Here is a 21,521-nt window from a genome sequence, read left to right as displayed (position 1 = left end):
GCTGATGTCTCGCTCAGGAGCAGAATGGTGTCGGCGGACGAACTCGGCTGAATGGACGAACATGCCACCCGAGCCGCACGCAGGATCGAAGATCTTCCCGCTGTACGGCTCGATCACCTCAACGATCAGCTTCACTATCGAGGAGGGGGTGAAATACTCACCGCCCTTCTGCATGAACGCGGCCGCAAACGCGCCCATAAAGTACTCGAAGATCAAGCCATAGGCATCGCCATCGATCTGCAATGGAGCCAGCAAGCGCATTAGCTCGCGCAGGACAGCATCAGGCAACGCCCCGTATGCTTGGGGCAGCACGCCGGCAAGGTCAGGATTGTTGTCGACGATGCTCTTCATCGCCGTGTTGAGCGCCTCGGCGAGGTTTGCGCTCTCCGGCAATGCCAGCAGGTAGGAATAGCGAGCAACCTCGGGCAGGTAGATCGCGCCGCGAGCCTGGTAGTCGGCTGGGGTAGCCTTTAAACGGCCGGTGAACTTCGGGACTAGGTCCGTGTGGACCTTCTCAAACTTCGCCTCCATCTGGCGCAACGCGATGAGCGCCAAGACTGGCTGGGCATACTGATCGGGTCGTAGGGTGCTGTTCGCCCAAAGCTGGTCAGCCGCCTTGAAAAGGCGCCGCGATAGGTCCTGAAGGTCGACGGTCACGTTCACTCCCCTGAGCTACGCAACCATCGTCTTGATTTCCAAACAGGGCAATCAGCGCATGGCCAGTCAATGCTTGATCATTGATCGGCTGACCGCAAAGCCACACCCACTTGAAAGCTAAGCCGCGCTCGCTTCGCCTCTCACACGTGCCCGACAAGTGTAGGACATCTGTCCGGCATTTGAGGGGAGAAGTAAGGGAAAATGCACCAAGGCAGCGCGTGGTATCAGAATACCACGTTGCAGATGGACACAAATCTGCTATCTCTCACGGTCGCGCTCGAATTGTTCAGGCGCGCAAAGAGTCCATTTCGGGATCAATACACTGGAAGACGAAGCCGATCAAGAAAAATCGGGACGGTGTCCACAACAAAGGGAGCTCCCCCGCCGCGAAGAGATCCTGCCAGGGCGGCACGCGACGGGGTGCTGAATGGAAATTGAAGCCGCAGAACGACATCGCATCACTCTTCCCGCAAGACCTCTTCAGCGAAGAGCCCCGCGACCGGCCCCTCCTCATGGGGTACGGAATCGGCCCAGCTTTGGTCGAGAGGGTCGGCATGATGCCATGCGCAGACCCGCTTATCGCCACAGGGATTGGGAGCATCCTCGCAGACGCCTTGATCGGCCACCGCACGGGACAGGCGACCTCGTTCTCCCTCCGCAAGGAGAACTACGTCGGTCTTAGCCACTACCATCCGGCGATGACCTACCGGGTCGTGAAGATGGCGGTCGACCACCTCGGATGGCTTGATCTGATTGAGATCGAGAAGGGGAAGTCCTGGGCCAAGGGCGGCAAAGGGCGGCAGTCTCGCTTTTGGGCCGGCGACCTCCTCCTCGATCTCGCCGGCGGCCATCCCATCCTGCAGCCCCGCAAGGATGCGCCTCTCCTCGTCATGAAGGATGGCGAGAAGAACCTGATCCCATACCGCACGACAGACCGGACCATCGCAATGACCCGGGACATACGGGCGCAGAACGAGGTGCTCGCATCGGCCGATATCCGCCTCGACGCCGACGACGTGGAGTGGATCGGGGATGGGTTCGTGAGCATCCCCAACGCCGTCAAGCACGGCCCCCACCAAGGCGACGCCATCACAATCCGCACCGACCAGACCGCCCTGCGCCGGATCGCCAACAACGGCTCCTGGAACGAGGGAATGAGGTTCTACGGCCATTACGCCCAGAGCCTGCCCAAGACACGGCGCCAGCAGCTCACGATTGGCGGCATGCCGGTGGAGTTGCTCGACTTCGGCGCCAGCCATCCGGCCCTGCTCTATGGCGAGTACGGCCTAATGATTGACGGCGACCCCTACGACATCCACGGCATTGAGCGCGGAGAGGCCAAGCTCGGGCTCCTCATCCTGGTCAACGCCAGCAACCGTCACCAGGGTATCGAGGCCATGGCCGGCAAGCTGGCAGAGGTGGAGACCGGACGCGGCGAGACCGTCGTCATTCGTCAGGATCACCGGGTGCGAGCCCGCGCGATCTTCGCGGCCATTGAGCGGCGCCACCCAACCATCGCCGGATCGTTCTGCACCGGAGCCGGCACCAAGCTCCAGGCGCTCGAGTCCGAGATCATCGCGGCCGTGATGCGAGCCGCCCGCAAGCAAGGGATCGTCACCGTCCCCGTCCATGACGAGGTAGTCGTCGCAACCAAAGAGGCCGGTATCATGCGGGATCTGATGGTCGAGAAGTGGGTCTCCGCTTGCGGTGCATTTCCGCATTTGTGACAATGGGTTAGAGGGTTGGTGGTTCCACATATGGTAGACACCTCCCCTTCCTACCTCCTCTCTCTCTACTCTCTCTGTCGTCGGCGGCCCTCTTCCTAAACTTCGTCTTCTTCAGCACCTCTTCTCGTTCGTCGAGCTGCGCCACCCTCGCCGCGATGTCGAGCGCCAGAGGATCACGTCGTTGTCGGCGTTGGAGTCGAAGCCGACATGACCCTCTCCAACGCGCATCGGTAGGATGAAGAGCGAGCAGCCGAACGGGGGCCAGGCCTCAGCGCGGATGATGATGGTGTTCCTTGGATCTGCCGATCCGCGATGTGCATCCTCAAAAAGGAACGCCGGAATAAATCGGAAAATGGGGCGCTCCCCTCTGCAACGGCATTGGAAAATACGGCCGGTAAAGGGGGCGAAATAGGGATTTAAGTCGGCCGCACCTCACGACGGTGGCATCTCGACCATCAGGCCGGAACCAGGAATACTCGCGACTCACAAAATTAAACCAAAGTCAAGATGGCAAATTGACTCCGCCATAATACCGCCACAATTCGTTGGTACATGTAGGACCAGGCTGGAGAACGGCCAGAACAACACGGAGGAGAGGACGAACCTCTCCCGGAGGCGGGCGGATGGCCCGGCGACCCGAAGACCTCACGGTCGCGCGCGAGCCCCTGAACGGCGAACCAATCCCTGGCAACGAACGCACGCTGGCGCAGACCGTCTTCACAAGACGGTGACTTCCAGACCGTCGCAGTCCGGCTCCTCGTGAGCCTGTTCGATCCGTTCCCAAGTCGTGCGATGCGGGACGACACAACTCGTCCGTGCCGGCCCCTCTCCACCATCCCAATCAAGGATTAGACTGTGAACTCAGACCACCCTCAGGTGGCCGGGGATCGTGTAAGCTTCGTTGCGCATGGGGCCCTTATCGACGCCCTCGACAAGACTGCAGCTGAGATCGGCGTGAGCCGCGCCAACATCGCCCGCGTGCTGATCGCGCAAGCGCTTCGTGAAGCCGGACGCCTCGCACCCCAGGCTCCAGCGAGCCGATACGAAGCCCGCCACCGGGCACGCACCTAAACATTAGACCGACGTTAAGTCGGCAGAGTAAAGCAATGAGAGCAAGCCACCAAATTTCATTCTCAGTCTCAACTGAACTACGCTATGCCTTAGAGGTAGAAGCATTTCAGAGGGATGAGACCTTATCAGCAACGATCCGGCGCATCGTCGCCGAGTACCTCCGCGATGCTGGCCAGATGAGCAACAAGGCGCCACCCAGCTACCAGCTCGGCGCCAACAATTCCCGGTATCGCCTGCACGGAGGCCGGTCGTGAGCAGCACTGACACCGTCAGCTTCGCTGGCGAGATCCGCCGCACCGCCGCCGCTTTGGGCCGATCACCTACTGATGAGCAGGTGACCAATCTCGAGTCCTTGATCCGGGACCGGTCCTACATCGACCAAGACGCCGGTCGCGTCCTGATGAACGACGGAACCGACGTGGCCGCCTTCATCGGACGCGAGACGAACGATTTCCCGTTGGTCGTAGCCGACGCGCCAGCCGCACCCGATGGCTGGGTCAAGGTGGCCCTCGGCACGGGCACGAGCTGGCGCAAAGCCGGCGATCCGATGACGGCGATCTTGCAGGGCCTTCGGGCATCCGATGACGCCGCTCTCGCGCGCCATGTCGCCGCGATAATGAACCCCTGGCTCACCGGCCAGATCAACCGGACGAACCAAGTCCTACTCACGAAATCGGACCCGGTCCGCGCCGCAAGGTTCAAAGCAGAGGCTGCAGCCAAATGACATACGTCCTACCCCCCCGCCGGGTCATCCAGAGCTTGGCTGCGTCCAATATCCTAGTCACCGACGAGGAGCGGGAAATCCTCGCACAGGTCGAAAAGCGCGAGCGCGAGAAGAAGGCTGAGCGCGATGCAGCCCGCCAGCGCCTCCTCGACAAGTTCGAGGAGCGTCGCGACGCGCAGAACGCTGCCGACCGAGAAGCTTGTGCGAAGCCTGCCCAGATCCTTGCTCGCCAGATCGGGGCGGGCTTCGCGCATTACGAGCTACACCGCCTCATCCAGGACCTCGCAAAGACGAACCAGGCGCAGTTGGTTGCGGAGCTCCAGCAGGTCTGGCAGCGGGACGAGGACCAACGGATGGCTGGCAAGCTCGCGAAGCCCCTACTCTCCGCCAAGCAAGCCGAGTTAGATGCAGGGGTGCTCTAATTGCCCCCAGGACGGCTGGAAGCGTCGGAGGCACCTCGCGGTGCCCCGGCGCCTCGAACGTTGTCTGCGGTCAAGCCCGGGGATCGACAGGGCGTTCTGGCGCTACGGGTCGCCCTTGGCGCCCTCTCGGGAGCCTTTTTTGTATCTCTGGTATTCGTGCCCGTTCGTGGTTGACCCCCACCCTTGGATCGAAGTTCGATCCAGGACAGCCACGCCTTGCTGATGATGCGCACGATGTTCGTGTCGTTGCGGAAGCGGGACAGGCGGCGTTCCTGGATGGTTAGGAACCCGAGCGCCTTCGCCTGCCGAACCGCCCTCTTCACCGTGGACTCGCTTACGCCAGCGATGGCCGCGATGGCACCGATGGCCATGTCGCAGACTTTGCGCTTCGAGACCTCCAGCGCGATCACCGCCAAGGCGGCTTGCTCGCCTTGGCTGAATTTGCAGGCGATGGTCGGCGGCATGCGGCCGGAGGCGGCCCAGCGACGGCACCGTTCCAGCGCTTCAGTCCGCTCAGGGGGCCGCTGGTGCTTTCGCGGAGGAGCCACCCTCGCAGGGAGTGAGCCCCGGCCAGCGACCGCCTGAGCAGCCCTCCCCAACGTCCTACGGGCCTGGATTGCCTCAGCCAGCCGCGCGGCGTCTTCGTCGCAACACTGTCCCACCGCAACGCTGGCCCATAAGGCGCGCGATACCTCATTTAGCGCAGCACCGTGCGCCCGGCCGATCATCTCGGCCAATTCCTCGACAAACATCCTTCACAGCCCTGCTTGGGCCGCGTCAAAGCAGGGGCTTCCACACTGTGGAAACCCGGCAAAAGGCAAAGCGCCATCGTCTCGGGAAGCGATCCCGATTGACACCTGACCGGTGTTATGATGTCTGGAGAGCAGTCACGGTCTCCCAGACCTCATCGATTTCAGCGGCTCACCCTGTGGCGGGGTGGGCCGTTGGCGTTTTGGACTTAGGTCTTTCTCGCGGCGACATCTCCATGGCCGACTCGTGGAAGCCGGCATCATCGACCATCTATGCGCGGATCGAGGGCTCTGGCAACTCCCAGGTCGATTTGCGCGATTGCAAACGAAGTCAGACTACAGTCTTTCTGCTCGTCGCTCACAAAATATTCGAAGTAATTACCTCGCAAATAAAAGTAATACTTCATCACTCGATGAAGGGCTTCTGGAGCTGGAATACCATCCTCAACGGCTAAGAGCCGGATGGACTTCAGCACGTTGGCATGGGCGTACAGCGCCACCTTCGGCAGCGTCGCGGATGCGGCCCTCTGGACCAAACTTACATGTTTAGGTAATCACGCGTTTATGTGGCTACCTAATCACATAACTATGTGACTACACATCTTCCAAGCCTTTATCCTCGTAGTGACCGCGCGACTGGAGCATCAAGAGCAGGCCTTCCCGGTAAAGGCTTTGCGCACTGATCCGCTCCCTGAAGGCGATCTCTCGGATGAGATCCAAGGTCTCGGGCTTCGCATACAGCGACCGGTGCGCCATCCCGGCGGTATCATCTGCAGCCGGCTTGGCCTTCACGCTACCCCGACCTCGCAGGGGCTTCGCTGGTGCTGGTGCAGAAGATTGGACCACGGATGCAACATCGGGCACATCGTAGTCATGTAGCTTCATAATCACATCACTATGTGATTGCGTAACTGGTTGAGGGGTTGGAGCTTTCACAAGCCCTCCCAGGGACGGCCTCTTCGATTTGCTCATTTCGGGGTCCCTTTCATGCGTTCGGCCACCCAGGACCACAGGGCTTTAATCTCGCTCGCAGCCTTGCCGTTGGGGGTAATCTCGGTGACGCCAAGCCCGGTCGCTGCGGCGTCTCGAAAGTCGGTGCGATCTGCGATGGGCGGGGCTACGGCGCCTCCGACCTCAAGAGCCGCTACCGCGTCAGCAGTCCGTGCCGGCGTGACCGGGTTGGTCCCGTTCAAGACGAAGCCAAAGTCGCGGTCCAGCACCCGGATTCGCTCGACAGTAGGTCCGGCCGCACGCAGATCGAACGCCGATGGTCTGACGGGGACGAGACAAAGATCGGCATGGCGCAGCGCGGTGTCGACCTCCTTCCCGAATGTGCCGGCCGTGTCGATGATGACGAGATCGACCTTTTCGACCTTCCTGGTCGCTGTGATCCACTCATCAAGCTTCCCAGGCGGCACTGAGCGGAAAACGATGTCCTTGACCTCCCGAAGCTGGCCCCACTCGGCGAGGGAGCCCTGGGGGTCGAGATCCACGACGACGATCCGCTCGCCGGACTGAGCAGCGGCGACGGCAAGGGATGCGGCAATTGTCGTCTTGCCTGATCCTCCCTTCTGGGAGGCGAGTACGAGAATGCGCAACACAGCCTCACATGGTTATGTGATTGCGCGATTATGGCTTTGCGCGATCACACACCCGCATATAGCTGACGACGTAAGAGACCGCCACACTAATTACCGCACGACCTACCGTGTGCGTTTCATTTGCAATCGCGCAAGTATCTGGTTTTGTTGAACAATCTTGATCGATTGAATCGTTTGCGCTACTCATGGGACGGGTTGCGAGTGCCCTTCCGCATCATGGCGGACGCATTGCAGATGCCGGTTCACGCCAGCGTCAGTGCAGCCTCACAGGCGGGGGGCACCGGTTCGCCGGTCGCCTCCCGGTCGCAGGTTGATCACGCCATCAGGGGAACAAACATGGAGTCGACACCGCAAGCCTTCCGCGTGAAGGCTGTCGCTATGGCGAACGAGACGCAGAAGCACCTCAACGGTGACTTCGCACAGGTGCAGGCCATCGTTGACGACGCCGAGCTTGTCGTCGCGGTCTGGCAGGACCCGAACGAGCCGAACGGGGTGGGCACGATGCTCATCAAGGGCAACCAGAGCCTCCGCGAGATCGTCGCTTCAGACCAGGAACGCACACAGCGGGTCGCCGCGATCCCGTGTGTCTCGGCCGAGCAAGCAGAGGTGTTGCGCCAGGTGGCCGGGGAGAAGGACCGGCGGCACTGATGGCCCCGGTCTACCATTTCACGGACACGATCCGCCTGCCCTGGATACTCCAGAGCGGGGAGTTGCGCCCTGGCCTCGCTCGTCCCGAGGGATGGCCGGCAGACTTCCTATGGGCAACGAAGAACCCGATCCTCGATGGCACTTCGTCGGCTGCGGCGGCGATCCAATCGAGTTTCAATCCCGCTGCCTTCAGGGCCGTTCGGATCGCACTTCCGGCAAGCGCCTTCGTGCGTTGGTCATCCGTGCCTGAACGCTTCCCGGGATGGACGCGCGATCATATCGACGGCTTGGAATGGCACGCGAGGGGCAAGAGCAGACCGCAGGACTGGATGGTTCGAGCGGACCCGCTGCCACGCGAGAAGTGGCTATCCGTTGAGACTCGTGGCTCATACGATGCCCAGTGGTTCCCTCTCGACACCAGCCGCGCCTTATTCAAGCTCGACCAGGAAACGCTTGGTGTGACGATTGATGGGTACGTCTACGCTTCAAAACGGGAACTGAAGCGGGACGGCACCCACGCGACCAGTCCACAGGGCACACCCTTGTACAGCCCTCAGAGCGTACTCCCGCTGTGGGAGATGGCTCTGAGCCGGCCCAGCGCCCAATTGGCGCCGGCAAGGGGTGACGCCGTGAGGGTACGGCCCGGCCTATTTTAGTGGATGACTTCGGAGCCGCCGGCTCGGCCGATGTAAGCGATGCTTGATAGGCCCGTGCCTATGATGCACGGTAGGGCTACCAGGATGTCGGTGATGCCAGCATCCGGCCTGACCCGGGAAGAACGGACGCCGTGATCTCCCACGACGCCGTCCTCCCTCGGGGAGCCAGGTACGTGCGCAGGGCGGTTAGCTGTGGAGGCGAGGCCGCCCTGCGTCGTTTCCACTGACCACCATGCGGAGTCCCGCGAGCAAGGCAAGTGCAGGCGCCGGCGCGTCAACACGTTCGTGCCCCGTCTTTTGAGGCCGTACTTGCCCAGGGACGCCACAGGCTCAGTGTTTCCGCCACCTGGCTGCGTTTGCACAACCACCGCTGCCTGACCGCACGAATTGTCGCAGGCGCGCCCGGCCGAACAGGATCGAGACCGGTGGCGAGTTCAGGCCGAGTGCAGTCTTGTAGGATAGGAAAAATAAAGGGCGCGTCGGTTTCCCGAGCGCGCCCAGTGACTTAGTTATGCTGAAGATCTTGCCATCGACCGACAGGTTCAAATTTCTTGATTAGCAATGCACGTAAGACGAGAAGATAATCTGTGTTAGTGCAGAGGTAAATAGATTAGAACAACTTTTCGATGATAGTTTTAGCTAATTCAATCAGGGCGATTATTAGGTTTATATTCACATTTTGTCCTCGCTTTCCGCCACAAATTTCGGGGTCGTTTCCGGCCGCCCCACAGTCAACCGATCCGGCACCGATCCGCTGTGGCAAGAAGGATAACGGATGGTCGTCAAGCTTGGTTCCACGATGCTGGCGTTTTAGAAAGAATTATCTTCGGCCGCTTTCACGATAAGGACGTCCTTTACCTCAGGCGGCTCGCGTCAGGACCCGCTGCACCTGCACAGCCTGCCATCTGCCACCATTCGCAGTGGGGATGCCGCGCTCATTCAGGGCTGACGCGATGCCGGATGCGCTGGTGATGCCAGTCGCCTGGATTTCAGCGATGATCGGCAGGCGATCCGCTGCATTCGCGATTGCCTTCGCCTTGGTGGCAGCACCACCCTTGTTCTGAGCGGCGGTCGTCGGGATCACGCCACGGTCGCCGCCGAGGCTGATGGCCTTGCCGCTGGCCTTCAGTACCTCGCGTTCGGCATCCGTCAGCTTGGCGTAGAACTCCTTCTTCGCCGACAGTGCGGCCTTCGTGCGGGTGGAGATCATCTTGCGCTCGGCCTGAGCAACCACGGCCATGATACCGACGATCATCTCGTTGGCTTCCGGCATGTCGGCAGCGACGAACCGCACGCCCTCGTTCTGAAGCTTCATCAGGAAGGCCGCGTCACGGCTCAGCCGGTCCAGCTTGGCGATGACCAGGGTCGCGCCATGGATGCGGCACAGACGCAGGGCCTCGTCCAGCTTCGGACGGTCGTTGCGCTTGCCACTCTCGACCTCGACCAACTCAGTGATGACGGTCCAGCTTCCACCGTTCAGGTAGTCCGCGACTGCCTTGCGCTGGGCCTCCAGGCCGAGACCGGAGGCGCCCTGCTTGGCGGTGGAGACGCGCAGGTAGCTGATGAACTTGCCCTGGGCCATGCCTACCACCTTTCTTACAGTGCTTTCTATGTTCGTTGACAGTTATGTAAAGTGAATCAGCACCTACCGACAAGCCCCTTTCCCGGCCTCACGCGAGATTTCTCGCTGGCCTCATCCCTCACCAGAACAGGATCATGGAACCATCTCGATCATACGGCCCCTGGGCACCCGGCCTCGACCAGGCCGAACTACGCGCCAGACTCCGCAGCCTCAGGGCCATCGCCCGCATCGTGGCCGGTCCCCGCGCCGACAGCCTGGGCACCCTCCTCCTCCAGGCAGAGCGCGACGCGACAGCCCTGGAGCCTGCCGCCGACGCACTCGACCGCCTCGCTCCCTTGGATCGCCGCAGCATCCTGGGATCGTACGCGGCCCTCGGTTCCAGGCCGCTGGCCCGCCCTGGTCCACGGGCGACGCCGCGCCAGATCATCAAGCATGACCCGCGCATCGATCCTCGCCGGCATCCTCCTGGCCTTCGTCTCGCCGCTTAAGGCGCAGGACGCGGAGGCCGTGCGGATCCGCAACGCGGTGAACGACATCGCCCGGGCGCAGCGTCACCAGGCCGAGACCCTGCGCCGCCAGGAGATGATCCAGCGCGACCAGGCGCGGGCCGACGATCGGGCCAGGCGCAATGCCGAAGTGACAGGTCGCTCCATGCGCCGGTTCGATCGGTAGCGCGGTGCGGGCTCAGATCAGCAGGCACAACGTGGGCATCCTCGTGCGAGCCTTGCGCATAGGGTTCCGCGCAGCGATCCCGCTGCCCTGCGACGGCGAGGCGATGGCACAAGCCTTCCTCACAGCAGCGGGACCGCAAGGTTCATCAGACTGTCCGAAGCTCGACGGTGCGTCGACCGTGTTCGAGGACGTCGAGAAGCGCAAGTAGGGCCTCGGCTGCATCGCGCGCGGCGAGTGCGACCGGCTGGTTACCCACGTCCGAGGACGTGTCGGCCAAGTGCATCATCGCCCCGGCGAAGGCAGCGACCAGGTTCGATGTCTCTCTCCACTCGACGTGCTCGATCACCTCGACCCCCCCCGGCTGCTTGCTGCGCAAGATTTCACTTCTACCAGAAAGGTTTCCATAAATAAGTCAAGTTTTTGTACAGCAACAGGCCGCCGTGCTGTGCGATACCTACACAAAAGCGATCCCTAAAAGGATTTATATCGGGATCCGATACTTACGATAATTGGTACCCGGTACCCGCAATAAGAGGCCCCCTTGTTTGGGACCCACCCCAAAAACGCAACCGACAAAAGAGTTGCGAAATAGAAAAGAAGATCATGACCATCGAAACAGAAGCTAAGATCACTCTCACCGTAGAGGATCATGCATCAGCCATAGTACGAAGCCTGCGCCGCGACTTCGACGCGCTCAACAAGTCCGTCGTAGCGACCTTCGGCAGGATCAAGTCTCCCGGCCCGTCGGCTGCCGCGAAGCCAAGCACCGTCTCCAGAGCGACGGACGCGCTCACGATCAAGAGCGAGGCCGCCGCGATGTCGTCCTTACGCAAGCGGTGGACCTTCGAGTCCCGCATGGCGAAGCAGCGCGAGGCCCAGGCCAACGCCCAGGAACAGCAGCATCGGACCTTTGAGGTCGGAGTTGTACGGGATCTGCGCCAGCGCATGACCCTTGCCGACCGGATGACCCGCCAGCGCGCCGCCGAGGCCCAGGCGAACGAGCGCCAGCGCCGGACCTACGACTCCGCAGCCATGGCCGACATCCGCCGTCGTATGGCCTTCGCCGGCAGGATGGCTCGCCAGCAGCTTGTAGAAGCCCGTGCCGTCGACCGGGAGCGCCAGCGGGCCACTGATACCGCCGACCGCAACGCTGCCTCGTCCTTGCGCCGGCAGATCGCGGGCGACCGATGGCGCTTCGCCCTGCGCAATCGCATGGATCGACAAGAACGTACCGAACGCGAACGGGCTCGACGCGAGACCATCGGTCGGGGCCGAGACACTTACCACTATGGCCAAGACGCAGTCCGGGACGCGATGCGCCCCGTAGGCGTCGCCGCCCTCGCTGGCAGCGCGACAGCCGCCGCCGCCGCTCGGAAGATCCTCACGACCGAGTCCTCGATCGACAGCGCCGAAATCGACGCGCGCATCTACGGGGGCTTCAGCCAGGACGCCGCCCGCAAGCTTCGCGACAGCTGGGCCGCACCTCTCGCGGAGGCGCTGGGCACAGGCACCGACAGGCTTCTGGCAGCCTACACGGATGCCGTGAAGCTCGGGATCCCATCGGCGGGCGCGTCGGCGTTCAGCGAGCTGGCAGTCAAGACGAGCGAGGCGTGGGCCGTACCGTTCGAGGCCGTGAAGGACACGCTTGGGCAGATCAACACGGTCCTGACGAGCAGCGGCGCGGCGTTCGATGTCGAGAAGCTGAAGTCCGTCGCGAACACCGTCCAGTTCCTCGCGGCCAAGCAGTCGACCACGCCCGAGAAGTTGCTCGAATTCATGCGGCAGGGTGCCGGCGCGGCGCAGCTTCTGAGCATGTCGCAGGAGGCGGCGCTGGCCTTCGGCTCGGCCTCGACCTCGCTGGGCAACCGCCCGGGCGAGTCCGGCCGTATGATGGACTACGTCGCCGGCCGCGTGATCGAGCTTCCTCGCCTCACGAAAAAGAACGGCGACGAGGGCAAGCAGGCCCGCGATCTCGTGCGTGACCTGGGGTATGGCAGCGCCGAACGGATGGAACGCGACCGCCGGGCCAACCCTGACGAGTTCCTCCCGGACCTCCTGAGCCGCTTCAACAAGATCAAGAACCCCAAAAAACAAGATCAGGCCATCCGGTTTTTCACCGGCCGTGAATGGCTTGGCGAGTTTGGCCGAATGGTAAAAGGTATCGACACATATAAGGAGGCCGTGAAGCTTTCAAAGGAAGCCAAGGGCCTCGACGCGATATCTGCCGTTTGGGATCTACATCGCACGAAGCTCGCCTTTGTATTCAAGCAGTTTCGGTCCGGCTTCCTGAATATTCTCGGCGAGTTCGGGAAGGTGCTATCCCCGATGGCGCGGGTAGCTGGTGACTACTTCTTGGCTTGGTCCTCGAAGCTCCGGGCCGGCGGCATCGCAACGCGCTTCAAGGCGGCCCTTGAGGGCCTAGTGGCCGGTCTCGGCTTCAAGGATTTCGGCGGCCTCCTCCAGGGCATCTTCGGAAAACCCGGGGAGGGCAACGCGGGCACCGTGGAGACCTGGCGCGGGACCTTTCAGCAGTTCGGCGCCGGGATCGCGGACATCGTGGGCGGCATCAAGGGCCTGGTGAACAGCTTCACCGATGGCTCGCCAGAAACCCTCGTCCGCTGGACGGGCAGGATCTTGACCCTCTCGGCGGCCCTCCTGGTGCTCAGCCCCGTGCTGACGGTCATCGGCGGCATCGCGACCAGTCTCCTGGCTATCGGCAGCACGGCTGCAACCGTCCTCGCAGCCTTCCAGGTGGCGGGTCTTGCCGGCGGCACGGGCGCAGCCGGTCTACTCGGCGCAGGCGCGCTCACGGCGGCCGGCGGCATCATCGGTGCGGCTTTCCTGGCCACCATCGCCGACAAGCTGGGCGTCCTGAAGGCCCCCGACGTGTCGAAGGGATGGGGCAGAGGGATCGTGGACTTCCTCGACCCCGGCCTGGCCTCGCGCCTCTTCGGCGACAAGGAAAAGGCCAAGGGTACGCCTTGGTCCGATCTGCCTGCGAAGGTGGAGAAGCAGTCGCACAACGGCGCATTCGACCGGCGTGGTCTGATCCACAAGGCCTCCGTCGTTACCGAGGACCTAGTGCAGGGCCTCGACCGCCTCGGCCGCACGCTGGGCAACAGGATGGGCGCCAAGATCCAGCCGGCCGCACTCTCCGCGCCGTCGATGTCGGGCTTCACGGGCTCCGGCAGCGGGGTCGGAGCGGGCACAGCGCCATCAGGCGTTCCAGGGTTCCCGGCTGCAGGAGTACCTGCAGGTGGCGGTCCTCGTGTGCCGGGCTGGTACGGCAAAGGCGGTGCAGCTGGTGCAGGGGGCAACCCTGGCAACCTGGCGGCTCCGCAGGGTCCGGTCGGCGAGCGGATGAAGAGCGTCTACCAGGCGTTCCGCTCCACCGGACTCAGCCATGACTCGGCCAAGTCCTTCACGGCCGAGATCGGTCGCGAGAACGACTTCGATCCCACGTTGGTGTTCGGCTCCCACGTCGATCCGCACAACCGGAAGCGCAATGCCGGGATGATGAGCTGGCAGGGCGACCGCGCCGAGAAGCTCCTCGCTCGACTCTGGGAAGGTGGCCATCTCAACGTCGACGGCACGATCCAGCGGACCCAGGAGGCGCTCAACGCGCAGGCCCGGTTTGCCGTGGATGAGATGAAATCGGGAGCCCTCGGCCCTCGTGGCCAACGCGCCCTCGGCGTCCTCAATGACCCGAATTCTACCCATGCACAGCGCGCTCTCACCCTGGGCGATGACGTGATCAAGTGGCGCCAGCACGACCCACAGTATGCAGGCCACGCCACGAAGCGAGACCGGTACTACGGGCAGCTCGGCGGGCTCACGGAGGGGGTACCTGGTGGTGACGGGCAGGCGGTTGCAGGAAGCGTCCATCCTCTAGACGGCAAAGGCCGCCTTTCCAGCGACTTCGGCTTCCGGCGGCACCCGATCTCCGGCCAGCAGAAGATGCATAATGGCGTGGATCTCGCCGCACCAGCCGGCACCATGGTCAAGGCCATGCGCGACGGGATCGCGTCCTTGGACCGCTCAGGTGACGTGACGGTGAAGAGCGCCGATGGCTCCTCGCAGACCTATCGGCACGTCACCGCGCAGATCGAGGCCGGTGCCCATGTCGCCGCTGGCCAAATGATCGGACGTCTACGAGCGCACGATCCGCGGTCGACCGGTCCACATTTGCATCTCGAGTCGCGAGGCGCTGATGGGCGGTTTCTGGATCCGAAAGCGCTCCTGAGCGCGAAGGTGCCGGCGGCCTCCCCAGACCAGGCGGCTGACATCGTTCGTCCCGGACAGGGGTTCAGCGCTCGTAGGGCACCCTCTGCGGAGGACCTGACCTCGAAGGTGCCGGCACCCATTCCGCGCGGTCGTGGCGCTGGTGGCGGCGTACCCGGACTCGACGCTGGCGGAACCGGCTTCCAGAAGCAGGACGCAGGTGGCAGGAGCGGTCCCCAGGTCGTGGTTCACAACACGATCCACGCTGGCAACCAGTCTCCACAAGAAATGGCTAGCCACATGCAGAGGCACATTACTGAAGCATGGAACTTTAGATCGCATGATCTCGAGCCAGAACTGACTTGATATTTCGATTTATACTTGAAAAAATGAACAATGGAGAGGGGCGGGCTGGTCTCGCCCCCCGTCCACTCTCGATCTAACACAGACATTACATTTGCAACGGGTTTCAAAAACCGAAACAATAGATACATACAGTGTTATTTGGATATAGAGCTTATGTCTGTTATTTTTCCTTCAAGTACTTTAGTTTCAACGAATCGATCCGTATCCAAAACTTCACGTAATATAGCCTGGCGATCCGCTTGGGGCATATCGACTTTAGCACCAAGTGCCAGGATTTTGTTGGCGTTAGCAATTTTGGCCGAAACCAGTTTTTGCCGCTTGAGCTGCGTTTCTATCTTTCTGTCTTCAGAGAATCGATCAATAATTCCTTCGACAAAAAGACGAACCTCTTTCGCAATTTTGCCGAAGCCAGCTAAATCGAGATTTCCAGGGCTCGCTAATGACATCCGAACAATTTGAAGATCGTCCCGCTCCTGTGGGGAAACCTCGTTAGCAAATAGCCTCACTTGATATCGAACGTAAGCACTCTCTTGTTCGAGATCGAACTGTAAATCTCTAAATCTCTGATTGTATGAACTTCTTCTATCTATAAATGGTAGCACGTGTATGTAACTATTACCTTGTAAGTCCCGTACCTCGTGGTTTCTAAGACGAGCGACATCATTCAAAAATTGAAGGTGCTCTAGCAACTCGGCGAATTCGATAGCAGACCACTTTCCGTCCAAATTGAGGCGGAAGCCAATCTCTGGCCTCTCGTCTGCACCGCCACCAGAAACTGCCTCAGTCATTCCCCCCCCATTCTTCTTCGTGTCGTTTGCGCTCCGGCTCGAACGACATACCAAGTAGCGGATCTAAGTACGCTTGCACTACCTCCTGGCTAGTACCAATGAGAGTGCCTCCAAAAGCGGCTTGAGCGCTACGCGGCGTAACGCTGGAGCACGAAATTCCAAACCTGATCGATTTTGGCATTCCACAGAGGCTCTGGGTAGAGCTCCTCGGGCAGCTCGTTGAGCTTAAACCTGATCTCTGAAAGGACTGCTGCTCGGCTCTGGCGACCCCGCAGCCAATCAACCCCAGACACAAGCATCTGGAGCTTCTCCAACAGTTCGCGAGCGACTTGTTTGACCTCGATCTCCTGGGCCTTGGTGAGAACCAGCGCGGGCTTCGTCAGAAGATCAAAGATCGCCAGCTCTTCCTCACTCAGGCCCTCACGGGCGGCCCTTACCTCCTCCTGATCCAGCTGGCGCACAAAGGCCTTGAGGTCCTTGAAGAACGCCTCCACATCAATCGACCCGGCATTGTAGGTAGCGACCAGCTCCTCCAACCGCTCGACCAATCCTTGGCGCGTTGGGTTCTGCCCGGCCATCCTCTCGACCTTCTCCTCAGTTGCCTCGCGGAGCTGAGCGGCGGCGGTTTTGGGCGTGGTAGCGAACAGGCTGGCGAGTTTGTCGAAGTCGATGTCTGATAGATTCACCCGACCCTCTGCGCGGTCTCCTTCGACGATCGGCGTGAGGATAGCGACGCCTTCGATCTTCTCGTCGAGCAGCGCCGCGATCCGTACCGAGACTGCCGAGATGTCGACCGGGCCCAGCTTGGCCTTCACGGCGTCCGACAGAGTGTGGATCACGGCCACCGGCCCGAGGTAAGGGGCAGCGCGCTCGTCGGGCAGTAAGGCCTTGTAGGCTTTCACGACATTGCCTGCGAGCCGCAGGAACTCACGGCGGCGTTCGTCGGGAGCGACCAATGCCTCTACGCCATTCGCGATCAACGCATTACGGGCAAATCCCTTAGCCATCAGGATTGCGTCAGTGCTTACCCCTAGAGGATCGATGAAGGCAGTCACCGTGACCAGCTCGGCCTCCAGCGCCTGGACCAGCGCCTGCTTGTCCTCGATCGGGCTCGCGCCGCCGCCAGATCCAGCGCCTGTCCCCGCGCCTGCATAGACCGCCAGGGCCTTCTGGAGGTTCTGGAACACGCCGACATAGTCGACAATCACGCCCGAGGTTTTACCCGTTGCCCGCCGATTCGCCCGAGCGATCGTCTGCATGAGCGTGTGGTTCCGCATCGGCTTGTCCAGGTAGACGGTGCTGATCGAGGGCACGTCGAAGCCGGTGATCCACATGGCGCAGACGAAAACCAGGCGTAGTGGATCGTGGGCGCTCTTGAACTTGGCCTCCAGATCCTCCTGCTGCATCCGGGCTCGGTGGGGCAGAATGTCGAGCCCCTTGGCTTTCATGTCTCCGATCTCGTTCTGCGACTGGCTGACGACCACGGCTGTATCCAACGAGCGCATCCAGGTCAGCCGTTCAACGATGGCGGCCCCTTCGGCCTCGTGTGCGGTTTTCAGCCTCTCCTCGTCCGCCGCAATCAACCGCGCCACAGCCAACTTCGTCTTGTCGTGCATGCGGACGGCTGTGGCCTTGTCGATCGCCACGAACATCGCCTTGCCCCGGTAGCCACGGGTCGCGAAGTGCAAGACCAAATCATCAGAAACCTTATCAAGTCGGTCGTCACGGGTGATGAGCTGATACTGGCGAGCGAACTCGCGGTTCAAGCGCTCTTCTTGAGCATCGTCGAGCGCCGCGTCCTCCAACAAGGCCTCCATGTCTTCGCGTAGCTCGTCGGCGTTCATCTGCAGCTCGGGTTTGCGAGCTTCGTAGAACAGCGGAACGGTCGCGCCGTCCTTCACCGATTGGGCGAAGTCATAGACCGACACGTAGTCGCCGAACATATCGCGGGTGCGGCTTTCCTCCCCTTGGATTAACGGGGTGCCCGTGAACCCAATGAACGCGGCGTTGGGGAGGGCAGCCCGCATGTTGGCAGCTAGTTGAGCGTACTGGCTGCGATGTGCCTCATCGGTGATGACGATCACGTCAGACCGCGCAGACAAGACCGGCATGGGCTCTCGGTCAGCAGTGCTGAATTTCTGGATAAGCGTAAACACATACCGCTCATTACCTGCTAGAAGTCGGCGCAGATGGCCTCGGTCTTCTGCCTGAGCATCGTTAACGTTCTTGGTAAGTGCTCCTGTGGTCGCGAAAGTACTAGCGATCTGATCGTCCAGCTCGTTGCGATCTGTGATGATTACGAACGTGAAGTTCCCGCCAAGCCGGCGCAGCACCTTCTCAGCGAACATCACCATCGAGAACGATTTGCCAGAGCCCTGCGTATGCCAAAATACGCCGAGCTTTCCCCGATTGTCCTTCAAGTGCCGGACGGCCTCAATCGCGCGATTAACGCCAAGCACCTGGTGGTACTTGCCGACGACCTTGCGCAAGCCCTCGCGGCCTTCCTCGAACAGAATGAAGTTTTCGAGCAGATCAAGGAAACGGCGCGGCTCGCAGGTTGCCCGCAGTAGCATCTCCAGGCCGACGCTCTCCGGCCCGCCCTCCTCCAATCGCTTCCAAGGCGCATAAAACTCAAAGGGCGCGTGGCTGGCCCCCATGACCGCCTCAAGCCCGTTCGATAAAATGACGAAGCCGTTGGCGTCGAACAGGCGCGGGATGGCATCCCGGTAGTCGCGTAGATTGGCGTCGTAGGCTTCGGCAAGCGGCTTGGTGATGCCTTTCCACTCGGCAAGCATCAGCGGTAAGCCGTTGACGAACCCGATTGTGTCGGGCCGGCGTTTGTGGAGCGGGCCTTCCATCCAGACCTGGCTGGCGACAAGGAAGTCGTTGTTGTTCGGCTCGATCCAGTCGACTACGCGAACGTTCACGGTTTCGAAAGCGCCATCGACGCGCCGCACTTCAACCGATACACCCTTGGTCAGGAGTTCCAGCAGGGTCCGGTTAGCCGCCACTGGCAGCATGGCTGCCCGATCCTCGGTCAGGCGCTCCTCGGCTAACGCAAGCGCCTCAGCGGGCAGGTGCGCATTTAGCTTGGTGAGCGCCACTCTCAACCGGGCAGGCAGGTAGGTTTGGCGGAAGCTGGTGCGTCCGGTTGGATTGCTCAGTCCCGGCTGCTCGGCCTGCAGGTTGACGCGCTGCCAGCCCAGCTCTTCCAGCAACTCCAGCGCAGGCTGCTCGACCGAGCCGATCTCAGAGGCGATATGGCCGGTTAGCGATAGGGCCATTTCAGGCGGCTTCCTGCAGCTCGCGCTCCGCGTCAGCGACCGAGAGCTGGCCGGAGATCAGGCGGGGGAGCAAGAGGTCACGTGAGGCAGCTAGCCGTGCGTTCGCATCCATCAGCGTGGACACCAATGTCCGAATAGGGCGAGCCTGCTTTCCAAATGCCTCTCTGAATTTCTGTGTTGGCCAAGTTATGCTGAGGGCGCTTACGGCTGACCGCGACAACTCGGTTTGGCCAGTTGCGCCGGTTCCCATGTCTTCGAAGAGCGGCTGAAGGCGAAGGAGCTGCATACCTAGAAAGTCGCGATCGGCTTCAAACAATGGGCGAACGATGGTGACGTGGCTGTCTACAGTTAGGCCTTCCGACACTTCCTCCGCCTGAGCGACACGTCCAAGAGTGCCGACGCCAGTCGAGTTGATCAGAATGTCGCCTGGGCGAAGAACTTTGTCGGCGGGCACCGCCTTGGACTGCTTGCGTGCATGTTGAAACGAAAGGCGCTGGTCTCGAATACACTTCTGATTGATCACGAGAGACGAAGATGTCTCATCGTATTTTGGAGCCAGACCACGATTTACATATGAGGTCACGTCACCGATCGTTTTCCAGGCCCACCCCTCGGGCAATGGACCATCAGCGGTGTCGACTATCGCCACTGCCTCATGGCCTGGGAAGCGAAACCGTACGAACCACTCCTCAAATAGGCCACGCGCCATATCCTCCAGCAGCGCCACCCGCTGCCGGTTGACCTCGATGAGGTCATCATAGGCACCGAGGATTGATATAATACGGCGCTGCTCTTCGGGGGGCGGAACGAGGACGGGAAGTGCCTTTAGGATGCCGAGGTTGATACCCGGCACTGCCGACCCAATCGCGCGATCTCGGATGTACTGAACCGTCTCAGGACACGCGAAAAAATAGTAGGCGTATAATGGATCAACGATCTTGCAGTTGACGCGAAGCTTAAGTTGCTTGTTTGAGATGACGTAGCTTTTAAATGGTCCGTTCGCCGGGATTATTCCAACCTGACCAATTGTACCCCAGCATGTAAAAACTAAATCGTTTGCGCTAACAGTTTGCGCAGTGAATTTATCTGCTGTGTCTTTGCTGATGAATGCAAAATCTTTACAGATGAACCGATCAAGACTCATCGAGAGGTTGGATCCTCTGATAATTGGTACTCCGGCTTCGACAAAGAATTTTGAGCTAATTGATGATCCGAAGGGCCCAGCAACACACGAGTGTTTTTCTGACGCTTTGATGGCGTCCACTGTCGACAGTTGCCAGCCTGGTCGAAGCGGCCCTTGCAGGAGGGGGTGAGCGTGAACGATCATGCCTCCAGCAACTCCGCGATGTTCTCGGCGACCACTACCTGTAACCGGGCAGCCTCGGCGTTGAGCAACTCCAGCTCCTCCTGCATGCCTTCCAGTTTAAGCTTGAAATCCTCGTCGTCTTCCGCTTCTCCGGGTTTTACGCCGACGTACCGGCCAGGGTTCAGGCTCCAGTCCTGCGCGGTGATTTCAGCGCGGCTGGCTACCTTGCACAGGCCAGGTATGTCTCGGTAGCCATCGGTCCCGAACGCGTCCTTCATACGCTCCTGGCTGCCCTGTTCGGCCTCCACAGCCTCGCCACGCCACAAGCGGACAATGTTGCCGAGAAACTCGATCTGCTCGGCTGTAAAAGACCGGTGGGCCCGGCTGTCCTGTTTGAAAATGTGGCGCGCATCAATGAACAGGACCTGGTCACCGCGTGGGCCCTTGGCCTTTCCGCGGTCGAGGAACCACAGGGTCACTGGCAGGGTAACAGTGAAGAACATGTTGGGCGACGTGGTGATGATGCAGTCGACTACCCCGCTCCCGACGAGCTTCTGTCGCATGGCCCGCTCGGAGCCACCTGCGTCACTGGCCGAGTTGGCCATCACAAACCCGGCGCGGCCTGTCTCGTTCAGGGCGGCGTAGAACAGACCAATCCAGAGGTAGTTGGCGTTGTTGGTACTCGGTATTCCCAATGGGAACCGAGCGTCGACGATACCTGCCTCATTGATCAGGCGGCCCTTGTCGACCTCCGATTGGTTGAAGGGTGGGTTCGCCATGACGAAGTCGAACTTGCCGACCAAGCGGTGGGGGTCGTCGTAGTAGCTGCTAGCTTCTTTGATGTTTCCTGAGAGACCATGGACCGCCAGGTTCAGGCGGCACAGGCGCTGCGTGTCCGACATCTTCTCGACGCCGTAGATGCTGATGTCTCGCTCAGGAGCAGAATGGTGTCGGCGGACGAACTCGGCTGAATGGACGAACATGCCACCCGAGCCGCACGCAGGATCGAAGATCTTCCCGCTGTACGGCTCGATCACCTCAACGATC

At 61.1% G+C, this 21,521-nt stretch carries 17 protein-coding genes; 7 read left to right on the top strand and 10 right to left on the bottom strand.

The features are described from left to right. Window positions 1-657: N-6 DNA methylase (locus tag J7U37_RS25330; RefSeq protein WP_247637281.1), on the bottom strand; the 657-nt coding region annotated here is incomplete at its 3' end. Between the two features lie 218 nt (window positions 658-875). Here J7U37_RS25330 and J7U37_RS23270 point away from each other — a divergent pair. From J7U37_RS23270 to J7U37_RS23255, 4 genes are all read left to right on the top strand, one after another. Then, window positions 876-2,384 carry a hypothetical protein gene (locus tag J7U37_RS23270; protein WP_247637280.1) on the top strand — a complete coding sequence of 503 codons (1,509 nt, stop codon included), beginning with the start codon at window positions 876-878 and terminating at the stop codon, window positions 2,382-2,384. Between the two features lie 855 nt (window positions 2,385-3,239). Beyond that, complete coding sequence (locus tag J7U37_RS23265; RefSeq protein WP_247637279.1) at window positions 3,240-3,455, top strand: hypothetical protein; 216 nt, start codon at window positions 3,240-3,242, stop codon at window positions 3,453-3,455. A gap of 250 nt (window positions 3,456-3,705) precedes the next feature. After that, on the top strand, window positions 3,706-4,179 hold the full coding sequence (locus J7U37_RS23260; RefSeq protein WP_247637278.1) for a hypothetical protein: 474 nt from the start codon (window positions 3,706-3,708) through the stop codon (window positions 4,177-4,179). A 35-nt stretch (window positions 4,180-4,214) separates the two neighbouring features. Continuing rightward, a complete protein-coding gene (locus J7U37_RS23255; protein WP_247637277.1) occupies window positions 4,215-4,601 on the top strand; it encodes a hypothetical protein in 387 nt (128 codons plus the stop codon). A gap of 1,009 nt (window positions 4,602-5,610) precedes the next feature. Here the strand turns inward: J7U37_RS23255 and J7U37_RS23250 are convergent. The 3 genes from J7U37_RS23250 to J7U37_RS23240 all read right to left on the bottom strand — a co-directional run bounded on the left by J7U37_RS23250 (window position 5,611) and on the right by J7U37_RS23240 (window position 6,948). Continuing rightward, entirely contained in the window at window positions 5,611-5,850 is a 240-nt protein-coding gene (locus J7U37_RS23250; protein WP_247637276.1) for a hypothetical protein, read from the bottom strand. A gap of 94 nt (window positions 5,851-5,944) precedes the next feature. Further along, window positions 5,945-6,142, bottom strand: coding sequence for a hypothetical protein (locus J7U37_RS23245; RefSeq protein WP_247637275.1), 198 nt, complete (start codon window positions 6,140-6,142; stop codon window positions 5,945-5,947). A gap of 176 nt (window positions 6,143-6,318) precedes the next feature. Next, window positions 6,319-6,948, bottom strand: coding sequence for an AAA family ATPase (locus J7U37_RS23240; protein ID WP_247637274.1), 630 nt, complete (start codon window positions 6,946-6,948; stop codon window positions 6,319-6,321). A 204-nt stretch (window positions 6,949-7,152) separates the two neighbouring features. Between J7U37_RS23240 and J7U37_RS23235 the strand changes: the two genes are divergently transcribed. Then, window positions 7,153-7,599: a hypothetical protein gene (locus J7U37_RS23235; protein ID WP_247637273.1), complete on the top strand. Its 447-nt coding sequence runs from the start codon at window positions 7,153-7,155 to the stop codon at window positions 7,597-7,599. Window positions 7,600-9,114: 1,515 nt separating this feature from the next. On the opposite strand, the gene J7U37_RS23230 is transcribed toward J7U37_RS23235, so the two are convergent. Continuing rightward, a complete protein-coding gene (locus tag J7U37_RS23230) occupies window positions 9,115-9,837 on the bottom strand; it encodes a recombinase family protein (protein ID WP_247637272.1) in 723 nt (240 codons plus the stop codon). A gap of 432 nt (window positions 9,838-10,269) precedes the next feature. Between J7U37_RS23230 and J7U37_RS23225 the strand changes: the two genes are divergently transcribed. Further along, a complete protein-coding gene (locus tag J7U37_RS23225; RefSeq protein WP_247637271.1) occupies window positions 10,270-10,509 on the top strand; it encodes a hypothetical protein in 240 nt (79 codons plus the stop codon). A 145-nt stretch (window positions 10,510-10,654) separates the two neighbouring features. On the opposite strand, the gene J7U37_RS23220 is transcribed toward J7U37_RS23225, so the two are convergent. After that, window positions 10,655-10,885 (bottom strand): hypothetical protein, encoded by a 231-nt coding sequence (locus tag J7U37_RS23220; protein ID WP_247637270.1) that lies wholly within the window; start codon window positions 10,883-10,885, stop codon window positions 10,655-10,657. 227 nt (window positions 10,886-11,112) lie between these two features. On the opposite strand from J7U37_RS23220, the gene J7U37_RS23215 reads away from it, so the two are divergent. Then, window positions 11,113-15,096 (top strand): peptidoglycan DD-metalloendopeptidase family protein, encoded by a 3,984-nt coding sequence (locus J7U37_RS23215; protein WP_247637269.1) that lies wholly within the window; start codon window positions 11,113-11,115, stop codon window positions 15,094-15,096. Between the two features lie 134 nt (window positions 15,097-15,230). Here J7U37_RS23215 and J7U37_RS23210 read toward each other — a convergent pair whose 3' ends face one another. From J7U37_RS23210 to J7U37_RS23195, 4 genes are all read right to left on the bottom strand, one after another. Then, window positions 15,231-15,884, bottom strand: a complete 654-nt coding sequence (locus J7U37_RS23210) for a hypothetical protein (RefSeq protein WP_247637268.1) — start codon at window positions 15,882-15,884, stop codon at window positions 15,231-15,233. A 128-nt stretch (window positions 15,885-16,012) separates the two neighbouring features. Then, window positions 16,013-19,168 carry a type I restriction endonuclease subunit R gene (locus J7U37_RS23205; RefSeq protein ID WP_247637267.1) on the bottom strand — a complete coding sequence of 1,052 codons (3,156 nt, stop codon included), beginning with the start codon at window positions 19,166-19,168 and terminating at the stop codon, window positions 16,013-16,015. A 1-nt stretch (window position 19,169) separates the two neighbouring features. Further along, the gene (locus J7U37_RS23200; protein ID WP_247637266.1) at window positions 19,170-20,495 is read right to left on the bottom strand and encodes a restriction endonuclease subunit S; all 1,326 of its coding nucleotides are present in this window, start codon (window positions 20,493-20,495) and stop codon (window positions 19,170-19,172) included. After that, window positions 20,492-21,521 (bottom strand): N-6 DNA methylase (locus tag J7U37_RS23195; RefSeq protein WP_247637265.1); only part of this gene is annotated, 1,030 nt, incomplete at its 5' end. The genes J7U37_RS23195 and J7U37_RS23200, both read right to left, overlap by 4 nt.

Origin of the sequence: Methylobacterium sp. 37f, assembly GCF_023093475.1 — a bacterium.
GTDB lineage: Bacteria > Pseudomonadota > Alphaproteobacteria > Rhizobiales > Beijerinckiaceae > Methylobacterium.
Note: the sequence above shows the minus strand (reverse complement) of the source record. Positions and strands in the feature narration are given on the sequence as shown.